Origin of the sequence: Halalkalicoccus jeotgali B3 (genome assembly GCF_000196895.1) — an archaeon.
GTDB classification, from domain to species: domain Archaea; phylum Halobacteriota; class Halobacteria; order Halobacteriales; family Halalkalicoccaceae; genus Halalkalicoccus; species Halalkalicoccus jeotgali.
This window is the reverse complement of record NC_014300.1, coordinates 20,653-44,576: the sequence shown is the minus strand read 5'-3', so window position 1 is coordinate 44,576 and position 23,924 is coordinate 20,653. Positions and strand designations below refer to the sequence as shown.

At 58.7% G+C, this 23,924-nt stretch carries 20 protein-coding genes; 13 read left to right on the top strand and 7 right to left on the bottom strand.

What is annotated here, in order from left to right:
- Window positions 1-378 precede the first annotated feature (378 nt).
- Window positions 379-537, top strand: a complete 159-nt coding sequence (locus HACJB3_RS20945; protein WP_238532969.1) for a hypothetical protein — start codon at window positions 379-381, stop codon at window positions 535-537.
- Between the two features lie 464 nt (window positions 538-1,001).
- On the opposite strand, the gene HACJB3_RS18265 is transcribed toward HACJB3_RS20945, so the two are convergent.
- A complete protein-coding gene (locus tag HACJB3_RS18265; RefSeq protein WP_238532968.1) occupies window positions 1,002-1,361 on the bottom strand; it encodes an HVO_A0114 family putative DNA-binding protein in 360 nt (119 codons plus the stop codon).
- A gap of 1,044 nt (window positions 1,362-2,405) precedes the next feature.
- On the opposite strand from HACJB3_RS18265, the gene HACJB3_RS18260 reads away from it, so the two are divergent.
- Complete coding sequence (locus HACJB3_RS18260; RefSeq protein ID WP_238532967.1) at window positions 2,406-3,071, top strand: hypothetical protein; 666 nt, start codon at window positions 2,406-2,408, stop codon at window positions 3,069-3,071.
- A 268-nt stretch (window positions 3,072-3,339) separates the two neighbouring features.
- On the opposite strand, the gene HACJB3_RS18255 is transcribed toward HACJB3_RS18260, so the two are convergent.
- Window positions 3,340-3,951: a hypothetical protein gene (locus HACJB3_RS18255; RefSeq protein WP_013199704.1), complete on the bottom strand. Its 612-nt coding sequence runs from the start codon at window positions 3,949-3,951 to the stop codon at window positions 3,340-3,342.
- A gap of 625 nt (window positions 3,952-4,576) precedes the next feature.
- Between HACJB3_RS18255 and HACJB3_RS18250 the strand changes: the two genes are divergently transcribed.
- The 3 genes from HACJB3_RS18250 to HACJB3_RS18240 all read left to right on the top strand — a co-directional run bounded on the left by HACJB3_RS18250 (window position 4,577) and on the right by HACJB3_RS18240 (window position 8,088).
- Window positions 4,577-4,864: a hypothetical protein gene (locus HACJB3_RS18250; RefSeq protein WP_008414062.1), complete on the top strand. Its 288-nt coding sequence runs from the start codon at window positions 4,577-4,579 to the stop codon at window positions 4,862-4,864.
- A 58-nt stretch (window positions 4,865-4,922) separates the two neighbouring features.
- On the top strand, window positions 4,923-5,672 hold the full coding sequence (locus HACJB3_RS18245; RefSeq protein ID WP_008414064.1) for a helix-turn-helix domain-containing protein: 750 nt from the start codon (window positions 4,923-4,925) through the stop codon (window positions 5,670-5,672).
- 61 nt (window positions 5,673-5,733) lie between these two features.
- Entirely contained in the window at window positions 5,734-8,088 is a 2,355-nt protein-coding gene (locus tag HACJB3_RS18240) for a heavy metal translocating P-type ATPase (RefSeq protein WP_013199703.1), read from the top strand.
- Window positions 8,089-8,325: 237 nt separating this feature from the next.
- Here HACJB3_RS18240 and HACJB3_RS18235 read toward each other — a convergent pair whose 3' ends face one another.
- A complete protein-coding gene (locus HACJB3_RS18235; RefSeq protein ID WP_013199702.1) occupies window positions 8,326-8,883 on the bottom strand; it encodes a hypothetical protein in 558 nt (185 codons plus the stop codon).
- 172 nt (window positions 8,884-9,055) lie between these two features.
- Here HACJB3_RS18235 and HACJB3_RS18230 point away from each other — a divergent pair, with 172 nt between their 5' ends.
- Together HACJB3_RS18230 and HACJB3_RS18225 are read left to right on the top strand one after the other, a co-directional pair.
- A complete protein-coding gene (locus HACJB3_RS18230; RefSeq protein WP_008414069.1) occupies window positions 9,056-9,322 on the top strand; it encodes a hypothetical protein in 267 nt (88 codons plus the stop codon).
- Window positions 9,323-9,973: 651 nt separating this feature from the next.
- Complete coding sequence (locus HACJB3_RS18225) at window positions 9,974-11,134, top strand: hypothetical protein (RefSeq protein ID WP_013199701.1); 1,161 nt, start codon at window positions 9,974-9,976, stop codon at window positions 11,132-11,134.
- A 229-nt stretch (window positions 11,135-11,363) separates the two neighbouring features.
- Here the strand turns inward: HACJB3_RS18225 and HACJB3_RS18220 are convergent, their stop codons facing one another.
- Window positions 11,364-11,813, bottom strand: a complete 450-nt coding sequence (locus tag HACJB3_RS18220) for a hypothetical protein (protein WP_008414073.1) — start codon at window positions 11,811-11,813, stop codon at window positions 11,364-11,366.
- 235 nt (window positions 11,814-12,048) lie between these two features.
- Between HACJB3_RS18220 and HACJB3_RS18215 the strand changes: the two genes are divergently transcribed.
- Window positions 12,049-12,582, top strand: a complete 534-nt coding sequence (locus HACJB3_RS18215) for an FxLYD domain-containing protein (RefSeq protein ID WP_013199699.1) — start codon at window positions 12,049-12,051, stop codon at window positions 12,580-12,582.
- Here the strand turns inward: HACJB3_RS18215 and HACJB3_RS18210 are convergent.
- The 3 genes from HACJB3_RS18210 to HACJB3_RS18200 are packed head-to-tail and all read right to left on the bottom strand — an operon-like array spanning window position 12,579 to window position 14,368.
- Window positions 12,579-13,901: a hypothetical protein gene (locus HACJB3_RS18210; protein ID WP_008414076.1), complete on the bottom strand. Its 1,323-nt coding sequence runs from the start codon at window positions 13,899-13,901 to the stop codon at window positions 12,579-12,581. The genes HACJB3_RS18215 and HACJB3_RS18210 overlap by 4 nt on opposite strands.
- A gap of 4 nt (window positions 13,902-13,905) precedes the next feature.
- Window positions 13,906-14,130: a hypothetical protein gene (locus HACJB3_RS18205; protein WP_008414078.1), complete on the bottom strand. Its 225-nt coding sequence runs from the start codon at window positions 14,128-14,130 to the stop codon at window positions 13,906-13,908.
- Window positions 14,123-14,368, bottom strand: coding sequence for a hypothetical protein (locus HACJB3_RS18200; RefSeq protein WP_008414080.1), 246 nt, complete (start codon window positions 14,366-14,368; stop codon window positions 14,123-14,125). Before HACJB3_RS18200 ends, HACJB3_RS18205 begins: the two co-directional genes overlap by 8 nt.
- Window positions 14,369-14,581: 213 nt before the next feature.
- Here HACJB3_RS18200 and HACJB3_RS18195 point away from each other — a divergent pair, with 213 nt between their 5' ends.
- Genes HACJB3_RS18195 through HACJB3_RS18175 form a run of 5 tightly spaced genes read left to right on the top strand, consistent with a single transcriptional unit; the run spans window position 14,582 to window position 23,696 of the window.
- Complete coding sequence (locus HACJB3_RS18195) at window positions 14,582-14,944, top strand: hypothetical protein (protein ID WP_238532966.1); 363 nt, start codon at window positions 14,582-14,584, stop codon at window positions 14,942-14,944.
- Between the two features lie 11 nt (window positions 14,945-14,955).
- A complete protein-coding gene (locus tag HACJB3_RS18190; protein WP_013199698.1) occupies window positions 14,956-16,482 on the top strand; it encodes a hypothetical protein in 1,527 nt (508 codons plus the stop codon).
- Window positions 16,472-16,840 (top strand): hypothetical protein, encoded by a 369-nt coding sequence (locus tag HACJB3_RS18185; RefSeq protein ID WP_013199697.1) that lies wholly within the window; start codon window positions 16,472-16,474, stop codon window positions 16,838-16,840. The genes HACJB3_RS18190 and HACJB3_RS18185 overlap by 11 nt, the downstream gene beginning before the upstream one ends.
- Before the next feature lie 20 nt (window positions 16,841-16,860).
- Window positions 16,861-19,953, top strand: coding sequence for a VirB4 family type IV secretion system protein (locus HACJB3_RS18180; protein WP_013199696.1), 3,093 nt, complete (start codon window positions 16,861-16,863; stop codon window positions 19,951-19,953).
- On the top strand, window positions 19,953-23,696 hold the full coding sequence (locus HACJB3_RS18175) for a type IV secretory system conjugative DNA transfer family protein (RefSeq protein WP_008414089.1): 3,744 nt from the start codon (window positions 19,953-19,955) through the stop codon (window positions 23,694-23,696). Before HACJB3_RS18180 ends, HACJB3_RS18175 begins: the two co-directional genes overlap by 1 nt.
- Window positions 23,697-23,924: the final 228 nt, after the last annotated feature.

Genomic DNA, 23,924 nt, shown 5'->3' with positions numbered 1-23,924 from the left:
GTATAGCGGGCTCTCTCTTTTCTCGAAACAATCAAACCCCATGGACGACGGGACAGACTGAACCTATGCCTTTCTCACCTTGTGCAATCTCGTCGTCTCTAAAAGGCGATTGGTTGCACAAGGTTTTGACACACCCGGCCATAGCAAGCACCGTCTGACATAGAATCAAGGCAATTGCCCCGCACTCGGTTTGCAATGGACTCAATTACGATCCGGTTGCAAGAGGATCGACTGAGGAGGATCGCTGACGAGGCCGATCAGCGGGATATGTCCCGGTCGGACGTGATCCGCGAATGGTTCGACGAACGCGACGAATTGCGGTCCGAGTGCGCTCGATTGCAAAGTGAGTGCGAAGACTTACAAACCGAGTGCGACCGCTTGCAACGCGAAAAGCGCCTGCTACTGGAGCAACGCGAGGAGCACACCGAGTTAGTCAACGCCGTCAAAGAGGAGCGGACACTCGCGAAACAGAAGGCCAACGCCGGCGTGTTCACCCGTGCGAAATGGTGGCTCGTCGGCATGGGAGACGACGACTAGACAGAAATATGCAGTCGGATACGGTTTATAGAACGGGATTTTGAGGTTAGGAGGGTAGTACCCCTTGTTAGCGGCCGATCCGGGGTTTTACTGGTCCACTTTTGATTAAATCACAAGTCAACAGTGGATTTACCACCCCCCGCGCCCTCACCTCATCCACCCCACATGCCACACCCCAACCCCGAGGGTTCAACCACTACAGAAGGTTCTCTACCACTCCAAGAGGGACTCACGCAGTTTCTCGAGACCAAAGCCAAAGGTGGGTCGATACCGAGTACGTAACGGGCCCGATCCCGCAGACATCGCGATCGGCAGACCGGCCTGTGTGGCGACGCGCGAAGTGGTGGTTGCTCGGCTACGATCCCAATACCAATCACGACGACGCTAAGTGTACTCAGTGAGGCGATTCTCAGGATCGTACAAAAGAGAACCAGGTATCAGTAGAGCGGTTATCGAGCCGATCTCTACTTCTGCACGTTTTCTTCGAGGACTGACCCATCGTACACGACAGGCCACACGAAGATGTTCTCGTGCGCCAAGACAGGCTGCTTTGCCCGTCCTTTCTGCTCGTACTCGATAACCTCTGCCTTGTACAGCGTATCGAGGTCCCGGCTCACTCGACCGACATCGCGATCGACGCGACGTGCGAGTTCGCGAACGGACTCCGGTTCCGTTGTCGCGATCTCTCGAACGAGTTCCATTCGCTTTTCGGTCAGTACTTTTTCTGCTGTCTCTCGTTGTAATAGGTGCGTGTCTTCAAACCCGGCATCAGACAGTCTTTTGACGAATTCGACTGCGGTGCTAACCCGCGTTTTGATACTCATTTTGGTTGCTTGCTTGATTGCGTCTGTCTTACTGCCACATGGCAGTGTGATGGGATGAGTAGTGATCATCCCGTAGCTTGATACGATATTACTTAGACCGACATGTTTATTTTCTGCTGTCGGCGTTTCACTCGTTATTTTTCAGCTATCGAGTGATCTTGATGTGGCCACTCCTTCCGTGGTAAGTTCGCTCGTCGAGCATTGTCCAGCTGTGGCATAGTGGTCTCCCATAGTCTATGTTGACTCAGGACGTCAACACACTTAATATGTTCGGCCTCTAACGAACGGTGAACAGGTCTCCGAAATCGATCATTCAACTTTTCTAAAGAAATGCAGGATCCACCATCCGGGCAGGTCGGGACGTATCGAGAGGAACCACTTCACGTCGCGGTAAGGAGCGAGGAAGGATCGTTTGCAGTCACTCTTTATTACAGGCGACCATCAGTAGGAAACGTCGAGATTGCAAAGGTCGATAACGCACATGGATCCACACATCTACACAAATATTTCCGTCGAGACCAACCAAAGGTACCTGTTGATTGGTCGGTGTGGGAAGCCTACTCTGATTTCTACGAGAACTGCTTAGACTACGCAGAGAGGTACGATAAGACTCACGGCTTGTAGCTCTACGAGCGCATCGTTGAGGTCATTCGCAATATTGATCGCTGCGTTTACGTCAGTATGTACTGGAATGAAAGAGGCCTTCTCTGGTGACGCTGAGCAGAATTTATTTGATCAGTGATATTGAGCCTACTCCGTCAACGCTCAGGAAGGCGTTCAACCGCCTTGAGATAGCGGTCTATCAAATGCTTCTCAATATTTCTGCATTGAGCCTCTGTCAGCCAAGCGTCAGACAAATGGTTCGCAATTGTCACTGGGCTTTAAGACGGCCGCCTGTGAGATGATACGCAAAGCTACGGAAACTAACCGAAAGGGCGGCACCGCACCGACCCCGACAAGGAACGCGACGTGAACATCCGTTCTTTGTCGGGGCTGGTGCTTATAGATTGCCCCTCGGAGAGCCGTGGCTTTGCTCAGCCAGCCATGACCGCAACAGCCGACGCTACGGACAGTAGTACCGTTGAAGCACTCGCTCAAACTGTTGAAGAGCTTCAAGAAACTGTGAACGAACAAGCCGAGCGCATTGAGCAGCAGGCAGAAAAAATCGAGCAATTGGAAACGGAAATTGACGTCCAATCATCGAATGTCGGTGGCTGTCACTCGCGCGTCTCGGATTTGACCGAGCGGGTTGACGATCTCGAAGATAGTCACACGCAACCCGATCCAATGGGCACGACAGCGGGTGACGGTGGAGGAACAGATGCCCAAAACGGTCAAACGCCGCTCGAGCGAATTTGTGGACTCCCCGAACATATTGTCGATCGCGAACTCACAGCCAACCAGAAGCGCGCACGATTCCTTGCAAAGGACGTTCGTGACTACGCCGAGAAGGTTCCTGCTGGCCTCTTCATGGATAGTCAAACGATTACGAAAGTGATCGCCGCCGCAGAAGGCAAGAAGCCACACACGCAAACCGTGGCCCGTGTCATGGACTTTCTCGACGACCTCGGGAAAGACGACATCAAGGTGAAGAAACGCCAGGGGAAGAAGTTCGTTGTCGTCGATCCTGAAGCGGCGGATCGATATCACAGTCGTTGTGATCGGGGGGACGGTAAAACCCCTAGCGAGAGAGTGATCGGAACGGTCTAACCGGTTACCGACGAGAATAGTCCGCGAGAGCGAACCACGTAAACAAGGGTCGGTCTAGTAACAACGCCGAACAATCCTAGTTTAGTACAGTAGTAGTGTAGTAGATAGAAACGATTTTGGCTGTTCTGGCTTCGCGAGCATATCACACCACGGTGTGATTAGATGTAGAAGGTTTGTCTCTCGCTCTTCTTCTTGTTGTTCTTCGATTCGGTGGTCTACTCACTTAATCGGGATCGACTACTTAATCTCGTCTTCTTTGTCAGTCACTTTATCGCTGTCCAAGGGTACGTTCCATTCCTTCGCTAGCTTCACTGTCTTCGGCCCACTTATCCGCCATCTCGCTGGCCACCTTTGCTCGCCATTCCGTGGGATCCATCTCCTCTCGGGTGGCGATCTGATCCTCGATCCGGTCCATTCTCTCTTGGTCGAATTTAATCGGTGTGTCGTCGCCGAGTTCACTCTGAATATAGTAGTGGAGTTCCTCGGCAAACATCAACATCTTGTGGTGATCTAGTTTGGTCCGGAAATCGTTTCTATCTAATCTAAGTCGATTCGCGTTTGTCGCTGTGTCGACCAATGCTGCTATTAACCCCGGTTCAATGTCAGCTGGGGCTCTGTATCGTTCTTGATCCAGTTGACTGGCTATCTGTTCAAACTGCTGAATCAGACGTTGTTGATCCGTTCCGAGTTCCATGAACAAGGCAGTCGTAGGACTGGTGTTGAGTTCTTGACTTAGCCGAAACAAAGACATATACCACTGCTTTTTCTTCGCTTCTCGATTCTTTTCCCGATCCCACTTAGTCACCTGCCAGCCTGCTACCGCTGCGATTATGCCCCCGATCGCTGGGCTACCGATTGAAGTGATAATGTCTGCGACCATCTCGACTGTTCACCTTATGTGGCTGAAGAAGAACAAATTGCCGATAATGAAGATCCTCTCCTGGGTGCTACTACACAGTCCCCACGGAATTGCACGCACAGAAAAACCGATCCCCCGATTTTGCATATCTCCCATGTGGGGCCAAGAGGGTTGGGCCGCCGATCAGCTTGGGAACGTTCCTGCGCTGACGGAAGGGGATACCTCGGTTGTTAAGATCTACAATAGATGTTAGGTTTCAGACCCTCTGCTGAATACAGAGCGCGCATCTCACAGCCAAACGACTGAGACCCCTACTGGTTAGAATCCGCGCGATAACCGTAACCACGGCAGAGGCAACTCTGCCGAACGTTCGGAACTACGAGTGTTTGTAGGCCGGCGCCGCCCGGGTATCCCGGTTTCTGGAACATCTCAGTATATAACATAATCTCATCTGATCATCGGTCCCAACATCATGGATCGGTCTCAGAGTGACTCGCAAAAATGATCGTACTGTCTAAAGACAAGACCAAGTAAAAAGAAGGGCGAATATACTCTCTACCCTGTATCCACTGTCACCACCCTACCAGCACTAATAAGAGACAGTCCTTCCACCACACCCTTCCGAGGGGAAAGCGAGTACGCTAATATGCCTGACGATCCCGACGACGACGTTCGCGTGTGGCTGGTTGAGCGGACGTACTCCGACGACGAGCAGAACCTCATCATCCTCATCTACGCTACCCCGGATGGTGAGCGGTACTTCCGTAAAGAAAGAGCCCTTACCTCATTCACCGGTCCCGCCCGTGAAACGACCGCCGCCGTCACCGTCGACCCGGGCAACCTCGGCAGCGTCGACACCGCCGACCAGCGCGAACAGTACGCGACCGAGGCCCAGCGGATGGCCAAGATCCACGACCCGGACGACCCCATTTGAGCCGTCCGCAAGTGACTCACGCCCGCAGTTTTATATCCGTACTCCCTACGTTGGCCACATGCGTGAACTGGTCTTCGCTCTCGAATATAAGCCCGGCTGCAACAGGGTGGCCGACGCGCTTGCCGATCACCCCAACGCCCGCATTCGCTCACTCTCGCTGCACGCCACTAGCGAAAATCTCTGGCGGGTCGACCACGTTACTGGCGACTCGGACGCCCTCGCCGATATCGAGAACGCCTTCCTCACCAGCGACTACTATGCAGACTGTCTGGCTACCGAGGACTGCGGCGCTACACAGAGTACGAAAGTTCTCGACCGGACCGACAATACGCTCGTCCTTTACTCCTACTGGGAGCGCACACCTGACTGCGCGTCTGTCCCCCACATCGCTCGTGACCATCTTGGCGACGGCGTACTATTCGAGACGCGCCACGAGGGCCGCCACTACACGTGGCGACTTATTCACTCCGACGAGGGCGACGTGGCTGCGTTCTTCGATGATCTCGAGACGGCTGTCGGCGAGTGTGCACAGATGGAGATGCTCCGAACCACGGAAACGACGGCCTCGAAGGGAAGTACTAGTAGGAATGCGAGTGACTTGTCTCCCGAGCAGGAGGCTGCGCTCCGGGCCGCTGTCGACCACGGTTACTACGAGTCACCGCGCGAGGTCGACGTCGGCGAGTTAGCCAAGCATCTCGATATGCCGCGCTCGACGCTTACCTATCGACTTCGGCGAGCCGAGGAACACCTAGCGAAGCAGCACGTCGCTAATAAATCAGTCCCGGAAGAACCGCCGGCATCCCTCTAACGACACGGCTTTGGAATATTCCAACAAAGGGTTATCGAACTAACGCCCCTACAACGGGGCAATGACAGAGAACCCAAGAACAGCAGCCGGGGTGAGCGGGGACGCACAGCGACGAGAGCTGTCCGTCCGCCTCAGCGTCCCCGAGATGGACTGCCCGTCCTGTGCGCAAAAGGTCGACAAGAGTCTCCAGCGCGTCGACGGTATCGTCGACGCTAACCTTCAACCAACTACCGGCACGGCCACTGTCACCTACGACTCCGACCGCGTTACTGAGGCCGACGTGGCCGCAGCGATCGAGAACGCTGGCTATGAGGTCGTGGGCGGCTCGAACGATGAGACATCTGGATCGAACGGCGGCGTCAACGTTGCGCCGCCGTCGGATATTTGGACGAGTTCACGAGCTATCAAGACATGGATTGGTGCGGGATTCTTGACGCTCGGCCTGCTCTTTGAGTTCGTCCTCACCGGACAGGATGTCACCGTAGCGAGCGTTCTCGACTACCCACTCCACCTCGCTGACATCGTGTTCCTCGTCGCAATCGTGTCCAGCGGCCTCCCGGTCGTCCGCGGCGGTTACTACTCTGCAAAGAACCGGAGTCTCGACATCGATCTGTTGATGGGGACGGCGATTATCGCCGCGACCGGCATCGGCTACTTTGTCGAGGCTGCGACGCTGGCCGTCCTGTTTAGCATCGCCGAACTGCTCGAAGACTACGCGATGGATAAGGCCCGCAACTCGCTGCGCGAACTGATGGAACTGTCGCCCGACGAGGCGTCCGTCAAGCGAGGTGATGACGAGGTAACCGTTCCCGTCGATGAGGTTGAAGTTGGTGAGACCGTCGTCGTCCGTCCGGGTGACAAGATCCCGCTTGATGGTACTGTCGTCGAAGGCGAGAGTGCGGTCGACGAGTCGCCGATCACCGGCGAAAGCGTCCCGGTCGATAAAGGTGTCGACGACGAGGTGTACGCCGGATCCATCAACGAGGAAGGGTACCTTGAGTTTGAGGCTACGTCACCTGCCTCAGAGTCGACGCTCTCGCAGATCATCGAGATGGTGCAAGGCGCACAGGAAAAAAAGACCGAGAAAGAACAATTTGTCGACCGCTTTTCAGGCTACTACACACCCACTGTCGTCGTCTTGGCGATCCTGACTGCTACGTTGCCGCCGCTGCTCATTAGCGGCGGTGCCACGGTCAGTCTCGCTGGCTTCTCCCACACGTTCAGCGGCAGCTGGCAGACGTGGTTCATTCGTGGCCTCACCCTGCTGGTGATTGCCTGCCCGTGCGCATTCGTCATCTCGACGCCCGTCTCGGTCGTCTCCGGCATCACGAGCGCCGCCAAAAACGGCGTCCTGATCAAGGGTGGCAACTATCTCGAAGCAATGGGCGATGTCGACGTCATCGCCCTTGACAAAACGGGGACGCTCACGAAGGGCGAACTCGCGGTCACTGACGTAGTGCCGCTCGGCGATGCGAACGACAAGAAGGTCATCCAGCACGCGGCCGCGCTTGAGCAGCGCAGTGAACACCCTATTGCCGAAGCGATCCTCGCCCGGGCCGACGAAATGAAACTCGACGATGTGCCTAGTATCGAGGCATTCGAGAGCATCACTGGAAAAGGAATCCGTGCGAACATCGACAGTGAGACGTACTATGCGGGCAAGCCCGCTCTCTTCGAGGAGTTGGGCTTCGACCTTTCGCACGCCCATCTCCGGACCGACGGCGGGGCGGTCGCAGAGACTGCACACGAACAGTGCGAGCAGGAGGGTTGCACCGACATCGACAACGGCGCGATTTCGCGATTCGAGGACGAAGGGAAGACCGTCGTCCTCGTTGGGACTGACACCGAATTGGTCGGCATCATCGGCGTCGCTGACGAAGTTCGTCCGGCCGCTGAACAGGCGGTCGCACGGCTGCACGACCTCGGCGTCCACGTGGTAATGCTGACCGGTGACAACGAAGGGACCGCCCGTGCGATCGCCGAGCAGATCGGCGTCGACGACTACCGCGCCGAGCTGCTGCCAGACGAGAAGGTCGACGCCGTGGAGACGTTGCAGGCGGAGTACGGCGACGTGGCGATGGTCGGTGACGGCATCAACGACGCGCCCGCGCTCGCGACCGCCGAGGTGGGCGTCGCGATGGGCGCTGCCGGCACCGATACTGCCCTCGAGACCGCCGACATCGCGTTGATGGGTGACGACATCGGGAAACTGCCGTACCTCTATGCGCTGTCGCACAAGGCCAACAGCGTGATCCGCCAGAATATCTGGTCGAGCCTCGGCGTGAAGGCCCTGCTCGCACTTGGCGTCCCACTCGGACTAGTGAGCGTGGCGCTGGCGGTCGTCGTCGGCGATATGGGGATGAGTCTCGGCGTCACTGGTAACGCGATGCGGCTCTCCCGAATTGAGCCTGAGTGAGTAGTGTAACTGACGAACGCACCTCTGATTGATAGTATCAATCCAGTTCTCGCACCCCCAAAATTGTATGGAGAATACTCCTCCTGTATTGTCCGATATAGCGATCCTCCCTGAACTTACATCTCTGCGAGATGCGCGTCGTGTATTTTGAACGAGATTTATATCTATTGTCGGCAAATAAAGAGAACCACTGTCTGGATTCGCTCGCCAATTCCTCTCAGTTGTCGTCCTCGGGACTCATCGGAGCACGCACTCCTCAGCGTGGAACTCCGAGCGCTCGACGTCCCCACGTCGGAGCGATTCGCGCCCACAGTCTTCGCACCGCCAGTACTCCGCACCACCCTGCTCGGCCGGTTCCGTCCACGGCCCGGTGATTGTCGGCTCGTTGACGTCAGTGTCCTGCATGGGGCTCTCGGTCGCAACACCGCCGTCGGTCACAACTACAGCATCGTCAGCCGGACGGTGCTCGACCGTCGAATCGCCTAGCCCGCGATACTGCTCGCGAGCGGCGATCATCAGCTCGACATCCGTCTCCTCGTCGAGATTCGGCACGTCGTGCTGGCCGAGTGCCATCTCGACGCGGCGCTGGTGCTTGCACGCACCGTCTTGATACGTGTCGCTGGGACACTCGCACGTTTCGGTGATCAGGCACACGCGGTACACTGAGCCGCTCTCGCTGTAGACGTCGACCTCGCCGGCCTCACCGGCATGGCGGTCGATGCTCATGCTCTCTGTTGCGGCGCGGATCGTTCGCTTGTCGATACCTTCTTTCGTTGGCGTTGTGTTCGTGTTCATGGGTTTCCTGATCCAGAGAAACCCGGCCTCGGTGTCCTATCACCGGGGCGATTCAACGCCCAACAGGACCGGGCTTCCCTAACCTTCACAAGTACTTGTGAAGGTAAAAAGTTTACCATCAAACCTATCTGGGTGGGTTTTATATAAGAGAGGTACAACACAACTATCTGTGATGGGAGCAAACCAGGTCACGATGGTCAAGGATGGGCGAGAGCGTGACCCCGACTCCGGGCGCTACGCTACAAAGTACGAAGAAACGGATTATATCGAGACGATCCGCGATCTCGACGGTGCCGCCGGTACTCAAGAGATCGTTGATGCGCTCGACGCGAACTACGACACCGTCTATTCAGCGCTCCGTCGGTTCGAAGACAACGAGAACTCACCCATCACGAGCCGGAAGGTCGCAAACGCGCGACTCTGGCAACTCAAAGAGTAATAACTACTCTCCATCACAACGATGAACCATGAAAAGGTTCCCCCCGGTTTAGGGCCGGAGGCGAAACGTCGTCAACGCATATGCGGATCCCTGCCGGACAATTCCATCTATGGTTGCGGCCTCGACAGGTCACTTTCCTATCGGGGCTCAGATGCCTTTAATTGTTCGGTGGGCGACGCCACGCAGTTACGAGCCCACAAATGTCGAGCAACGCTATAGACGCATCTAAGACCGCGAGAGTCGAATCGGAAACCAACGCAAATGACACGTCGGATGGTCCAACCAGTTGGGACCTTGGTACGATCACTTGTCCGACCTGTGGAGTGATTCTCCCGACCGATACGACCACCAGCCCGACGGTTGAGTGTCCGCGATGTCATGAAGTCACGACCGTTTCAACCGAGGTGGGGGACGAATGACAGGAGCGTTTATTTTTTCTATCTCGGACGGACGAGAGTGTGGGGAGGGTAGAGAAGAACCCCCTCAAGACGGGAAAACGGCAGGAAGAGGCCCTAACAAACAAGACGGGGTCAGCAACCACCCAACCACCACCACCACCACCACCACCACTGTACTCCCGTTAGTAGTGGTAGTTGGTGAGACCGCTACCACTACTAGTGGTAGCAGTCCTGTTGTGGAGGTGACTTCTTGATGACGTATCTTACCGATCTTGACTGGCTCGTTCCTGCTAAGGAGTGGGAACGGTACTGCAACCTCATGCAAGAGAAATGGGGCGATATCGCCCTCTACGGCGGAATTATCGCCAGTCAAGCGATGCGGCAGTACATGGATATCGACGAGTTCGCAGAGGTCGAAAAGGAGATTTCCGACACCCTCCAGACTGGGGGTCCATCAGAGATAGAAAAAACAAACGCAACTACGACCCCGCTCTCCGAACAGGAGAAGTGCCGGGTCCGAGTGGGGGTCCACCCACCAACGAAGGAGGCGTTTTCCTCGTTCGCCCGATCCAACGGCGAGAACCCCGGTGTCATGTTCGCGTACGCGATTCGCGAGTATCGGGAGGGTGGCCGACTCGGCAGGATCGCGGAGAAGCTTGAGCAGCAGGACGATTACGAACAGGAGCAGGAGCAGGAACGCAACCCCACGACCCCGGCAGAGAAGCACGAGGTCATCTGCGATCGGATCAGGGGCACCGTTGGATTGGACAGGAACATTTCCGAGGAGACACTTATCGAGGCGATCGAGGACGTCGCCGGATCGTCGCAACCGACGATTGACAAGTACCTCCCGGACGTTCTCGATGACCTCGAGTTAGTGTATCATCCCGACGACGCCGATCTGTACATTCACGAATCGCGCTTGGAGGAGGTCGGCGCGAGGGTCGGTCTGGACATTGATCCGCACTCGCCACCGATCGACCGGAAACCCGCTGCTGTCCTCGATCGGGACGAGCGGATCCAAGGTATCAAGATCGCGCTTCACCGTAACGCAAGGGCTATGAGCGTCTCCGAGATCCAATCCTCGGTTCTCGACGGCGCTTGGTCGTGGGATCACGCCGACGAACTCGCTACCGAGATCGCCAATCAGGACGGGTTCGGGTTCCGCGACACAAAGAGCAAGAAGAAGATCCTCGGGAAATCGGGCGGGTCCTCTCGACAGACACGATCTCAGTCCTCCTCCCAGTCGAGTGAGATTGATTCAACTGGCTCCGACCACGCCCAGCAGGACGATCACGACCAGGAGGGTCAAGACGACAACGATGAACGGGAGACGATCACGTCGGACGCAGCCGCCGAGATGGACGCACTCATGAACGCGGAGGTCGCGACGGACGGAGGCGAGGATATCTAACCACTCCCCCTACCCCTGTGACCACTCCTTGCTTCCCCGTCTTGAGGACCGATAGGTAGGGGTATAACCGCCGAGATGCTGCCTCGCGCGCACTCGCGCCTGAACCCACAAATCGCACCTCGATCTCGGGGGCGGCGTCGGGGTGCTGCTGTGAGTGACGGGTCAGTCGTCCGATTCGTATCTCGACTCTGAAAGTAGTTCGTTACCCGTTGCTCATGGATTCGCGGCGTCAGAATAGTTCGTTTTCGAGCGTGTCAACGAGCCCCCGATGTTTTTCGTAGAGTTCCTCGTGGTCCTGCCGGAGCGATTCGAGTTCGTCCTTGAGTTGCTCGTTTTCAGTTTCAAGTTCGTCGACGTCGTCCTCTAGGCGCTCGACGCGGAGCCGGTACTCGTCGGGCCGCTCGCCTTTCTCAGTGAGATGCTGCTCAACGAGATCGCGGCCGGTGTCCGTTAACCCGAGTATCCGCTCGCCGTCGCGCCCGGCGTCCTCGTCCCACCCGATAATCTCGATTAACTCGCGGTCTAACAGGACACCGAGTTGGTGGTTCTTCGACCCCCGCGAGAACTGAGTCAGCTCGCCTACTTCGCGACTTTTGAGTTCGCCGTGACGAAACATTAGCAACAGTATACGTTCTTGTTTTCTACTCAGTTCGACGGCCAGTTCATCGAGATCTACCATAGGAATTTAATGCACCGCTGCATGTAAAACAGTAACGTAAGATCATGCATGGACCTGCACCATATTCAGCCAGCCGAATGCTGTTGTTGTGCGGTAGCGGTGGAGAAAGTGGCCCGAATCAGTCTCAGGCCGACGGCCGGGAGTGGCAAAGCGAACAGAGTAATAGAAGTATCAGAAAGAATAGAGAACAATGAAACGGAGAGGGATTATCGCGGGAGCAGCGACGGCAGTAGGCATGGCCGTAACGGGAGTGACGACGTGGCTATTCACTCGAGATACCGAGGGCGACGAGAAGGGCGCCCAGTCCAATGCTGAGAGCGACGGAAACGAGACGGGCGGGAGTATCGACGAGAACGGAACGGCACCCGAGGCGAGTAGGGTGGACGTCGAGAACGAAAGTCAACCAGCGGCGGCAGACCCGGAACCGGAACCAGAGGGACCGGAGACAAATGAGAGTGCGATCAACGAGAGCGCCCCGGATACAACGCCGACGGCGGAGGATGTTACACTGTCTGACACTGAGCTTGTCATAGAGTCTAACATGGCGACAGTGACGGGGACGGCGACGAACGAGGGGGACGAACCAGTGACGATAGACCTCGAGGTTCAGTTCTTGGAGGGAGACGAGCAGCTCGGACGGCCAGCACTGGGAGGGACCACCGGATTACAGCCGGGCGACTCATGGGAGTTTACGATCAGCGCGAGGGGGAGCGAGCTCAGCGGGGCGACGGATTACGAGATCGCGAAGAACGTCCAAACGCGAAGCTAAGGTTGGCCGACGGGGAAGTCCGCCCGAAGGCCGAATTGATTGTTCTTGGTTTCCCAGCGAGCGAGCCCATACTGATCAGTCTCGGCGTGGCGCGGGAGCAGTCCGACAGTAAACGCGGACCCGGGGCCATCATGGACGAACCGGCAGCCCTGGACGACAACGCCCTGAGCGGGAAGGCCGCCGATACCGATAGCAGAGGTCTGATTCCCGGCAAAGGGATTCCCGCCAGCACTGAGCGAACTCGAGGCGGCGATATTGATCACATGAGAGAACGCAACCGTACAGTTGAGCACGCGAATGAGTCCCCCTGAGCGGTACCGATAGCGGTAGTCGTCGGGGTTGGTAGTCCCGCCGATATTCTCGGCGAGGTTGTGCATATCGAGGGGAAAGAGGCTCCCAGCGGGGCCGAAGAAACTCCCCTCAACGGAGTACGAACAATCAGGATATCCCTCGCCGGCGATCATGTGGCGACACCCGTTGAAGAAACAGCGCTGAATGATCGGATGGCCGACGTTGACCTCAACACCGTAGCCGTAGCCGCTGAGGCCACAGTCATGAATTGAGCAGTTCTGGATCCCGGGATACGACTGTTCCCGCTCCCGACCGTAGCTACGCGGACAGTTGACCGAGATCCCTTGAGTGCTCCAGCCGAAGATTTCGCAGTTGTCGACGCGGACACTTCCGGCGGTGATACTGAGGCCTCGAGAATGGCGCTGCGAACGGTACTCCTCTCGTCGAGCCGCGTTCCCGCTCCCGAAGGGGATATAGCCCGGATACAGCGGGTGGTTCCACGTTGCACTTGTCGGGCCGCGGTATCGAACGCCGGTCATGCGGGAGTTCTCGCCGAGCTTCAGGACACCGTCAACCTCGCCACCACGGTAGGCCGACGACGTACCGCCCATATCGTTGCTGTACAGGAGCCCGCCCGCGTGACTTGTCGATCTCGAGGACGCGATTACAGCGTTACTGACGCGACGGGAGCGGCCCGTATAGTCGATAGCAGCGTCGGCGGGGATCCAAACGATAACGAGGTTGTCGGGCGTAGCAGCGTCGAGAGCGGCGTCGAATTGATCGGGTGTGCGTGCGATATGTGTCGCCTGTTTTCGTGTAATGGCGGGGGTTTGGTAGGCAAACCCCGCGCCGACCCCCCCGGCCGCGCGCTTTGAGGACGAGATCCCTCCACGTCCACTTGATCCGGCGTCGTCCGTACAGCCGGCGAGCCCGCCCGTGATCCCGACGGTAGCGCTGGCGAGGAACGCCCGCCTCGAGAGTGAGAGTGACGGACTCGCGTCTGTTGGGGTGGTGATTTCGGTGGCCATCGCGTTACGAGGGGAGTGTCGTGAACGCGATAGCGATCAAGATCCAGCCGACGAACTGCGGGAGCTCGCCAAAGAGCGGGAACCGTGGCATGAGGACGAACGCCCCGGCGAGAAAGAGCCCGCCGGGGAGAAACCCGCCGTTGAGTACGGCGAAGACCCCGACCATAGCGACGGCGTAGGCGAGGATATTCGCGCCTTTGCGCTCGGCCGTATCGATGGGGTTACTCACTGTCTGAGTTGTAGTCGTCTGGGTACTCGATGTCGAAGGCGTCTTGAATGTCTTGCTCATCGATCAACCCCTCCTCGATGGCGGTTTCGATTATCCCTTGTCCGTGTTTTTGTGCGCAAGCTACGTCGGCCGCATAGAGCCGCCTCGATCGGGGCGGTAGCGACTGCTCGTGTGGGGTGAGCCGTCGCCAGTGGACCCACATAGCTTCGGGGATGTCGGGAGTCGTGTACGATTTCATTACTGGTTATGGATTTGTGTTGCATGCCATATCAACCCCACGTATCTACACATCTATTAATTGTGGTGTATCTTATTATTTGTGTCACAACTAAGAAAACTTCTTTATCCTTCGAGCCCTTGTACACATGTGATGCAAGTACTACAAGTAAAAGAAGTGGCGGACTCAGCCGCCAAGAGACTCAAATCGCGAGCCGCTGCTCGTGCAAGACCGTTGCTGATTCAGTCTATCCCGGTCCTGTGGGGCGCGCTACTGCTCGTCTCACCGGCGTTCGCCCAACAGAGTGGTCAAGAGACGGGCGTCCAGTTGTGCCAGTCGGCCCCGTACAACTTCTTTGTCGGCCTCGGGTGGATGGTAATCGGCTTCTCGACGCTCGCGATCGGGACGGCGATCTTCTCCGGCGGCGCTGCGAAGGCCTTCGGCTTCGTCTCCGGGCGCGTCTCGAGTGCGGGCAACGGGATGCTCGTCGGCGGGCTGGCCGCATTCGGTCTAATCGCACTCGTCCTTGTCGCCGCTGGGATCGCCTTCGGCACCATGCCCGTCACGCCCCCGACTGAGTGCGTCGTGTTCTTCTGAGGGCGTAATTGATGAATCGCCGTCGGATTTTGGTGCTGACTGTGACCGTGGCGCTGCTCGCGAGTAGCGTCGGCGCTGTCGGAGTGCTTGCGCAAGCGGGCGCTCCTGGCATTGATAACGCGACGAACTCGACGAACGCCACCCCCTCGGACGCTCCGACCGCTCCTGGCGTCGGTGGGAACAACACGACGAGCGGGAACAGTACGGGGACGGGCGGCCCGATCGGGATCGCCCAGGGCGTTCTGAACACTGGGGCTAACATCGCCACGGGAGGGGCTCAGGCGGCTGCGAACATGGCTCTCGGGCCGATATTCACGTTCATCCTTGACATCCCGACGATTGATATCGGCTTGACCGACCCCGGCGGGATTCACACACCAACGAGTTCGCCGTATGACATCCTGTTCCCGGTCCTGTATGTTGGGATCGCCGTCCCGATTACGACGGTCGCGTTCGGGATCATCACCTTCGCGTCGTTTGGAGCCGCACCATTCGCCAGCCTTCGGGCGTTCCCGTGGAGTACGCACGGGACACTGAGCCGCGGCGTACGCGCGTTCGTGGCGATTCTCGGCGGGATCGTGTTTCACCTCGTCGGGTTCTCAATCGTACATGAGCTGTTCGCCGGGTTCACCGAGCACGTCGCCGCGTCGCCCGCTCAGATGATCGAGAACATGGGCCTGCTCGACTTCTCGCTGGCGACGGCGTTCGTTGGAATGGGGCTATACGAAATGGGCTGGGACATTCTGAAATGGGCCGGGCTACTGTACGCGATAATCTGGATCTACATCGCGTTCTTTCCGATGATTTCTATGCCGTTCACGGCGGCATGGCTCTACTCTCCGACCTCGACATTCGGGAAGTTTAGCGGCTACCTGCATGTGACCCACCTCGCACTGCTCATTTCTAAGGCCGCCGTCGCCGTGCAACTGTTCGCCGCCTCGCAGCTCGACTGGGGGTTGTCGTTCGATGGGATCGTCGCGGCTTTCGTCTCTCTGGGGCTAATCGCGTCGGCACTTGCGACCCCGCCGTTGATGCTGATCTTCATGTGGCTCTCGAAAGGCCGCCTGATCGCGGCGGTCGGCGCTGGGGCCGGGGCGGCCGCCGGCAGTAGCGCGGTCGCGGCGAAGGTTCGCGAGAAAGCCCCGGACACGGAGCGGGTCAAAGAGCAGGGCAAGGGCTACGTCAAGCGCAAGGGGGCCGCTGCTCAGGGCAAATGGTGGGACGTCAAGAACCGCGCTCAGTTCCTCGGTTCGGCGGCGTCGGGGAGTGCGGCCGGTGTTGCATACAGCGGTAAAGAGCGGTTCAACCGATGGCGAAGTGACGACCCGGGCGTCGGCTCGAGTAGCAAGACGTCGGCTGACGGTGGCGTCTCCCCAACCCGTTCAGAGCGAATGCGGCGATTTGAGGAGATGAACGACCGTGCGGGTGGTCTCACGACGACCCAGCGCAAGCGATACTTCAATCTGAAAATGGAAGAGAAAGGCGCGTTCGACAGCGGCCTCGGTACGGATGGCTCGGAGGGATCGGATGGCAAGTGATAGTGGCTCCTACGACCCGCGGGATACCGGCGAGCAGCTGACGATGGAGAATGTGAGCCTCATGCCGAATTGGCTGGGGTTCAATGCCGTGTGGGCAATGGTTCTCGTCGTCGTCTGTGTTCTCCTGTTGGTTCCGTCGGTGGTCCTGTTCAATATCGCCCCGTGGCAGGTCGCGCTGGTGGTCCTCGTCGCGACACTCGTATTCGACGCCCTCGTTCTTGTGACGGCGCTGCTCGCTTCGATCGTTACGCCGAGTCACGAGTCGACCCTCCAGTATCTCCGCTCGCGCTACGCCGAGTGGCACGGCCGTGAAACGATTCGCTCGGATCCGACGCTTCCGAGCCGCAGAGACCGATAACCGACACTGACACGACTCATATGAGTAAAACAGACGATACACCGACCGAACAGACTGATACCGAAACGCCGTCGATCGACGCCGACCTTCAGGCGGCCATCAAGCCGGGGCGGATTGACCGCCTCGTGAATGGCTCGCCACTCGAGGGTATTTTGAGCCACTCGCCGATCACGGAGTGGTTCGAACCCGAGCGCGGCACGATCATTCAGGACTTCGCGGCCGTACAGCGTGCCTTCAAACACGAGCACGCTGTCGAGCTCGACGGTGGTCATGGCGTCGTCGGAGCGATCAAGGTCGACCCGGCGAGCATGGCGATGTACGAGAAAGATGACCTTCTGCTCCCCATTAACGCCTTCGCGGGCGTCCTCTCGACACTCCCTCCACATCAACGTGGGATGATGGTCGATATCCCCCGCTCGGTCGACTACACTGACCACCAACAGAGTGCCAAGGGGCATGAACGGCGCTTGCGGGCCACCATTCGCTCTGGAACAGTCGATCAGCCCCCAACACGGGAGATAGACCCGTCGGTGGATAAGACCGAACGTGAGGCCATACAGGCCGTCCTAGAGATGGAGGCTGGAGACGAGCCCGATACGTGGCCCCTAGAGGTCCAAGCGGACATCGCGAAGGAACGGGCCACGATTGAGAGCTTCTACGAGAACACGACCGCGAAGCGCGAGCACTACATCGTCCTCGAAGCGAACGAACTCGACGCCGCCCGAACCCTCTCGGGGATCAACGGCGGCCTCGCCGACCTCGATTTCATCGGTAAGCCGGTCAAGGAGCGCCGCGTTCGACGTCTCCGGGAGAATAGCGACCTCACGGGGATCATGGTCCGCGAATTGAATCGCCGCCTCAAATCGCTCCAGAATGGCTTAGAGAAGCTACAGGGGATCTCGGCTCGGCGGCTCACATCGGCCGAGTTCACGGAAGTGATCGCCGACGCCTACCGACCGGACGACGTTACGCAGATCAAGCATTTCACTGATATGGTCCGACAGTCGCCCGTTCCCGGTTCGGAGGACGCCGGCGACCCGAATCACAACGTCTCACACCCAGGGAATGACGTCGACTTTTGCGAAGGGATCAGCGACGTGACCGACGAGGACGACCTGATGCACCAATACCGGACCCTCGTCATGCCTGAAACGTTCGACCCCGAGACGGACGGGTCGATCACACTCGACGGCGATACTCTTTCGGCGACGCTCCAGGTCACGGGTTGGCCGGACGTCCCCCCGACGGCGTTTCTCGAGCCACTGTACCAGTACCACCGGCCGGGAGTGGACGTCAAGATCGCGACCCACTTCGAACGGCAGGCGAACCCGAAGCGCACCGCCAAGAACCAAGAACACTCGATGGAAGACCGCCTTGAGGGGCAATTCGGGACGTTCTTCGAGGACTACGTGCAGCGGAAGTACGACGAGGCCAGTTCGTTCGCCGAGTCGATCGATGATACCAACTTCGCAGTGTTCTCTGCGAGCCTCTCGGTCACGATCGAGGCCTCAACGCGCCACTGGGACGAACAGACCGGCGAAGTGAACCATTCGGACCACCGACTCACCGACGCGATTGAGGATATCGAGATGATCCTGAAACGCGAGTGCGGGCTCGACACCGCTCGGATGGACGATCGCCACGACGAGGGGTGGCAGTCGTCGATTCCCGTCTGTAACAACGAGCTCGGCGAGAACGTCACACTTCGGGCCGACGCCCTCGCCCGACAGTGGGCCTATCAGTACAAGAATCGCGAGGACGCCGACGGGACCATGATCGGCCTGCATGACTACCTCCGGGAGCCGACCCGCGTCGACGTCGGCGATCTCGAGAACGGCCACTCAATGGGAATTTACGGGACTATCGGGAGCGGCAAGACGACCTCGCTCCAGCACCTCGTCAACTCGTTCAAGCAACACCACGACGAGCGCGATATCCCGTTTAAGATGATCCTCTCGACGCCGCTTCAGGACCTCAAAAGCCTGTGTGATATCTATGGTGGCGAGTGGATCCGCGTCGGAAAGGACGCGGCCGTGAACCCGCTGAACGTTCCGTACGTCCCGCCTGAGAAGTACCGTAATATCAAAAAAGGGTCGCCATGGCACGGGTTCCTCAATCGGTTCGACACGTTCCTGTACGCCTACTACGATATGATGGACCTCGCGAATATCGGCGAGAAGCGCGACACATGGACGCTCGCGGCCAAGGAGGCCCAGCGCCGGCAGGGGATCGAACGCGGCGATCCCGAGAGCTACCGGAACCCGAGTGCAACGATCCCCGACGTTATCGAGGTCCTCGAGGATATCGTGCTCGACCCCGACGAGTTCGTTCGGGAGCGCCTCGCGAACGAGGAGGGGACCTTAGAGAAGCGCCAAGGCGTCGCCCGAGATATCATTACCCACGACATCGAGGCGTTCGAGCCTGATGGCCGATTCTCGCACTTTTGCGAGCGGTCGGACCTAGATCTGATGGATCACGACGTGATCTACCTCGATCACCAAGACCAAGAGCAGGATCAACGCGCTGGCGGCCTCGAGATGATGATGCGTCTGTCCGACCTCCACGAGCAGCAAAAGGCCTTCGAGGGACACACCGCGATGTGCGTCGACGAGTTCCACTATATGTTGTCAAACCCCCGGAGTGCGGGCTTTTTCAAGCGACTCCACCGCCACGCTCGCCACTGGGGCGAGTGGATCATGCTCGCAACTCAGGAGATCGGCGACCTGTTCGAAACCTCAACGAAAGACGACGGAAGCACGGAAGTCTCACTCTCCGAGAGCGCCGAAGTGATCTACAATAATCAGGCCATGCAGCTCTACCACCACACCAAGGAAATGAACCCGACGTGGGCGGACATCCTCGACCTCACTCCTCGGTCCCAACAGTACATCAGGAACGCCGATATGGGCAAGAAAAGCGACGGCTACAGTCAAGCGCTGTTCGTCGTCGACGAGGATCAGTACCCGCTCAGAATCGAAATGTCGGACGACATCAACCCGCGACAGTTCGCTGTCTATCAGCACGACCCGACCGACCACCCCGATACGAGGATGTACCTCGCGAACTACACGGACGATCAGGGACGCGACCCGTGCAACTGGGGGTGGACCTAATGTTCTCACTGTTCGGTGGCTCGGATGAGGTCGAAGCCCGCCAGATCAGCGAGGCGCTCAGTACGGACCTATACGACCGTGCACGGGGCGACCTGCCGATCCTGGGGATTCGCCCCTACCGTGGCGACGACGGCCTCGAGCGTGGCGAGCGGCTCCTCAAATCGCTGCATGATGCCGAGTGGTCCGGTCGCTTCCGGACCAAGAACACGTCGCCGACCCACGCCTTCGAGCTCCTCTACACAGACAGCGATGAGATCCTTCAATTCCGATTCGCACCCGGTACTGAGGACGCGAAACGCCAGATGCTCCGGCAACTACAGACGTACTATCCCGATTCGGACATTCAGGAGTTAACCCCGCACTTCATGGACGCGCCAGCGGGGAAGTACATCGCCGGCGCTCGCCTCGAGCTCATGGAGGAGAACTTCTACTATCCGATCAAGCACTACAAAATCGAGCAAAACGAGTTCGCACAGGACCCGTACGACTCGATTACGTCGGAAATGGTGGGGTCGCCCGAACTCGCCGATACCGACGTTTTGGTACAGATGGTCCTCCGCCCAGCGATATCGAGTCACCCGAAGGATAGCAAGAACTGGTTCTCGGGGATCCCGGACACGCTCAAGGAGATGGGTGAGCAGAAAGCGAGCCTCAGAAAGGGTGCGATCCTAGAGCAGATGGCGAGTACGTTCACGGAAGGTGGCGATGATGATATCCAGCACACGACGACGGTCGATCTCGATAACGACGACGTCTATCAGGTCGTGAAATCCCAGTACGGGAGCAAGGCCTACCACCTCAACTTTCGAATCATCGCCGTTTCCGACGATCCAGAGGTTGCCGAGCAGCGCGTCATGAACACGGCCGGAATGTACCGGAAGTTCTACAATTCGAAGAATCGGCAGGGGTTCCGAACGGTCCCAATGACCGGCGAGGGTCTCGATGAGTTCCTTCGATCGGCCGCCGGTCGCGAGTTCGCCGACCGTAACATCCTCATGCCGATCGACACCGCGACGGGCGCGTGTCACGTCCCGACCGACCTCAACACCCAACAGGCCGACTATAGCATGACGACGGCGGGGAAGGGCGTTCCACCACGAACCCCGCGGTTCGACTTCGATTCGGTCGGTCTCGATCGGGCGACCTCGCCCCTAGAGGACAAACAGCGGGCGCTCCTCTCCGACGACGAGCCCGCGAACCCGATATGGTACGGGTGGGGGACCAAGAACGGCGTTGAGGCGGGTGTCGACCCGGAGATCCTGAACGTCCATCAGTTCGTGGGGGGATCGACCGGGATGGGTAAGACCACCTTGCTCATCAACTACTTCCGCCAGATCATGCAACGCGGCCACGGCGGGCTGTTCTTCGATCCGAAAGGAGACGACGCGGAGGACGTCGTTTCGCTCATCCCCGAAGGTCGCGAAGACGACCTTCTCTATTTGGACATCGGCGCGGATTCGGAGTACGAGATCGGCTTCAACTTCCTCGAGGTTCCGCTGAAGAATCCCGAGCTCGGAACGGCGAGCACCGAGGCGGCGATCGAAGCGCTGGCCGACGACCTGGAGGCCTTGCTCGCACAGTCGGGCTCAGGCGGCGGCTGGCACGCCCGCATGAGCGGGATTACCCGGTCGGTGGTCCGTGGCCTTGCTCAGTGGCAAATCGAGACTGAGCGGGACGTGACCATGCTCGACATGTACTACGCGCTGCTCGACGAGGACGGCCGCCAAGAGTACGCCGACATGATGGCCTCTGAGCGGATCGAATGGATCGAGGACTACGCCCAGCGCGTGCTCGCGGACATCGAACAGGATAGTGTTGAGCCCCTCATCCGACGCCTGAAAGAGTGGGTCGAGTCGGGGACCACCCGCCGAATCGTCTCCCACCCGAGTAGTACGATCTCGATCGAGGAGGCCGTACGGGAGGGTAAGATCATCGTGGTCCGTAATCGCTCGTCGAGTGATACGGCAAAGCGCCTCATCGCGACGGCCCTCATTCGGCGAATCTGGATCGCCATTCGCGAGCAGTCGAACGCCGACGACGAGCCCGACCCGCCGAAGTTCTACACCGTCATCGACGAGTTCGACAAGATCGTGAGCAAGGAAAGTGAGATTCACAATATCCTCCGGGAGGCCCGCGCGTTCGGGCTCTCGCTGACGCTGGCCTGCCAGAACCTCGAGACGGGCAACGACGACAAGATCGGCCTCCCCGACGGCGTTCAGCGGGCGATTCAAGGCAACTGTAAGACCTTCTTGACGTTCGACCCCGGCGACCCGGCCGACGCTCGCGAGATCGCGCCCCAACACTCGCCGGACATTGAACCCGAGCACCTCACCGAACTGTCGAAGTATCACCTCTACATGCGGACCCACGACGACCGCGACGAGAAAACGGACTCCTATAAGGTGAAAGCCCTCGCTCCCGCGCTTGACGCGCTCCCACTCAGGGGCGAGGACGAAACGGACGAACTGATCGCCCACTCCCAAGAGAAACACGGCCAGAAAGCCCGCACGAGCGCGGAGATCAAGGCCGATACGTTACTCTATCCCGGCGAGGACGACGGCACCAACGAGAGCGACGAGGACGACGACACGCCCGCCCTCGTTCGGGCCATGGCGCTCCAGGCCGTCTATGACGCGGGCTACTACGACGGCGACGAGGACGGGTTCGTAAGCCTCTCCGACGCCTCGGATCGGATCGCCCGGTACGTCGAACGAGTGAGCGACGACGTCCCCGATACACCCAGTAAGATCGAGGGACTACTTGGACCACTCCCCGAAAGCATCCTCGAGCGCGACCACCGCGGCGAGTTGCACGTTCGGTGTACTGACGAGGGCAAGGCCCGGTTCCTCTCACCCGTCGACGAGGACAACAAAGTGAATGAGAACACGGGCGGCATGGCTCACGCCGAGCTCATGCGAGACGCCTATGACAATCTCCTTGCGGTCGGCCTCCCGTTGCACGTCGTTCGGCAAGGTGGCGACGACGACCCCGACGCCCTCGCTGAACCAGAGAGCACGAAGCTACGTCTTGCACGCGAAAACCCCACCCTTGAACCCGCGGAAGTGGCCTCCCTCGTCGAGAAATTCCGCGAGGAGAACGGACTACTCGATAGACTGAGCGGCGCGGGGACCGTTGACGTCGAAGCCGAACATTCGACGGGTGACACTGCGCCGGGAGTGACGCTGGAGCACATCGCTCGGTCAGTCGAGAACGGTCGGCGCTGTCTCATGCTCGCCCGACCCGACACCGCCGAGAGCATCGCCCGGCGTCTCGACGAGTACCCTGAGTGTATGCGTGCTTACAGCGGAAATGAGGGGGTCTCTCGTCTCTACAATGCGAACGGGGACGTGAGGGCCGGACCCAACGACGTCCGGGTCTATCGACCCGCTGGCGGCCAGAGTGTATGGCTCTATCACGAGGACACCGAGACCGTCGAACTCCGCGATTCGGACGACGAAACGCTCGCCACGTTCACTGATCCGGAGGACGTATTCGCCGATCCGACGGATTACCCCGCGACGGAGAAGGATATATCCGACTTCTCGGAGTGGTCGACGGTCAAGCGCCCGGCGCTCCCCGGACGGATCGACCGGGACATGGTCGACGTGATCGCCGTGACCGACGACGGGCTCGAAGTCCTAGAGCCGAGTGGCGACCGAACCCCGATCGGCCAGCTGCTCGATGGGGACGACGACACCGAAAGCGACGATACCGAGGAGAGTCCCCTCGCGAAGTTCCGATAGACACCTCGTGACAAATCCTGATCTATAACAACTCCCGGCGAGTGTAGCGTGTATGCCACTCGGCAAGGATCCACCATTCAAGAAGCGGGCGTGTGACCCGACTGATCACGAGTTCGTTCGGAACGAGCACGGATACTTTGTGTGCGAGAAGTGCGATCTTAGCCGTCAATCATTGACTGATCAAGTCGGCCAGCGCTTAGTATAGCTGAGGTCGGCTAGGTAGATTCG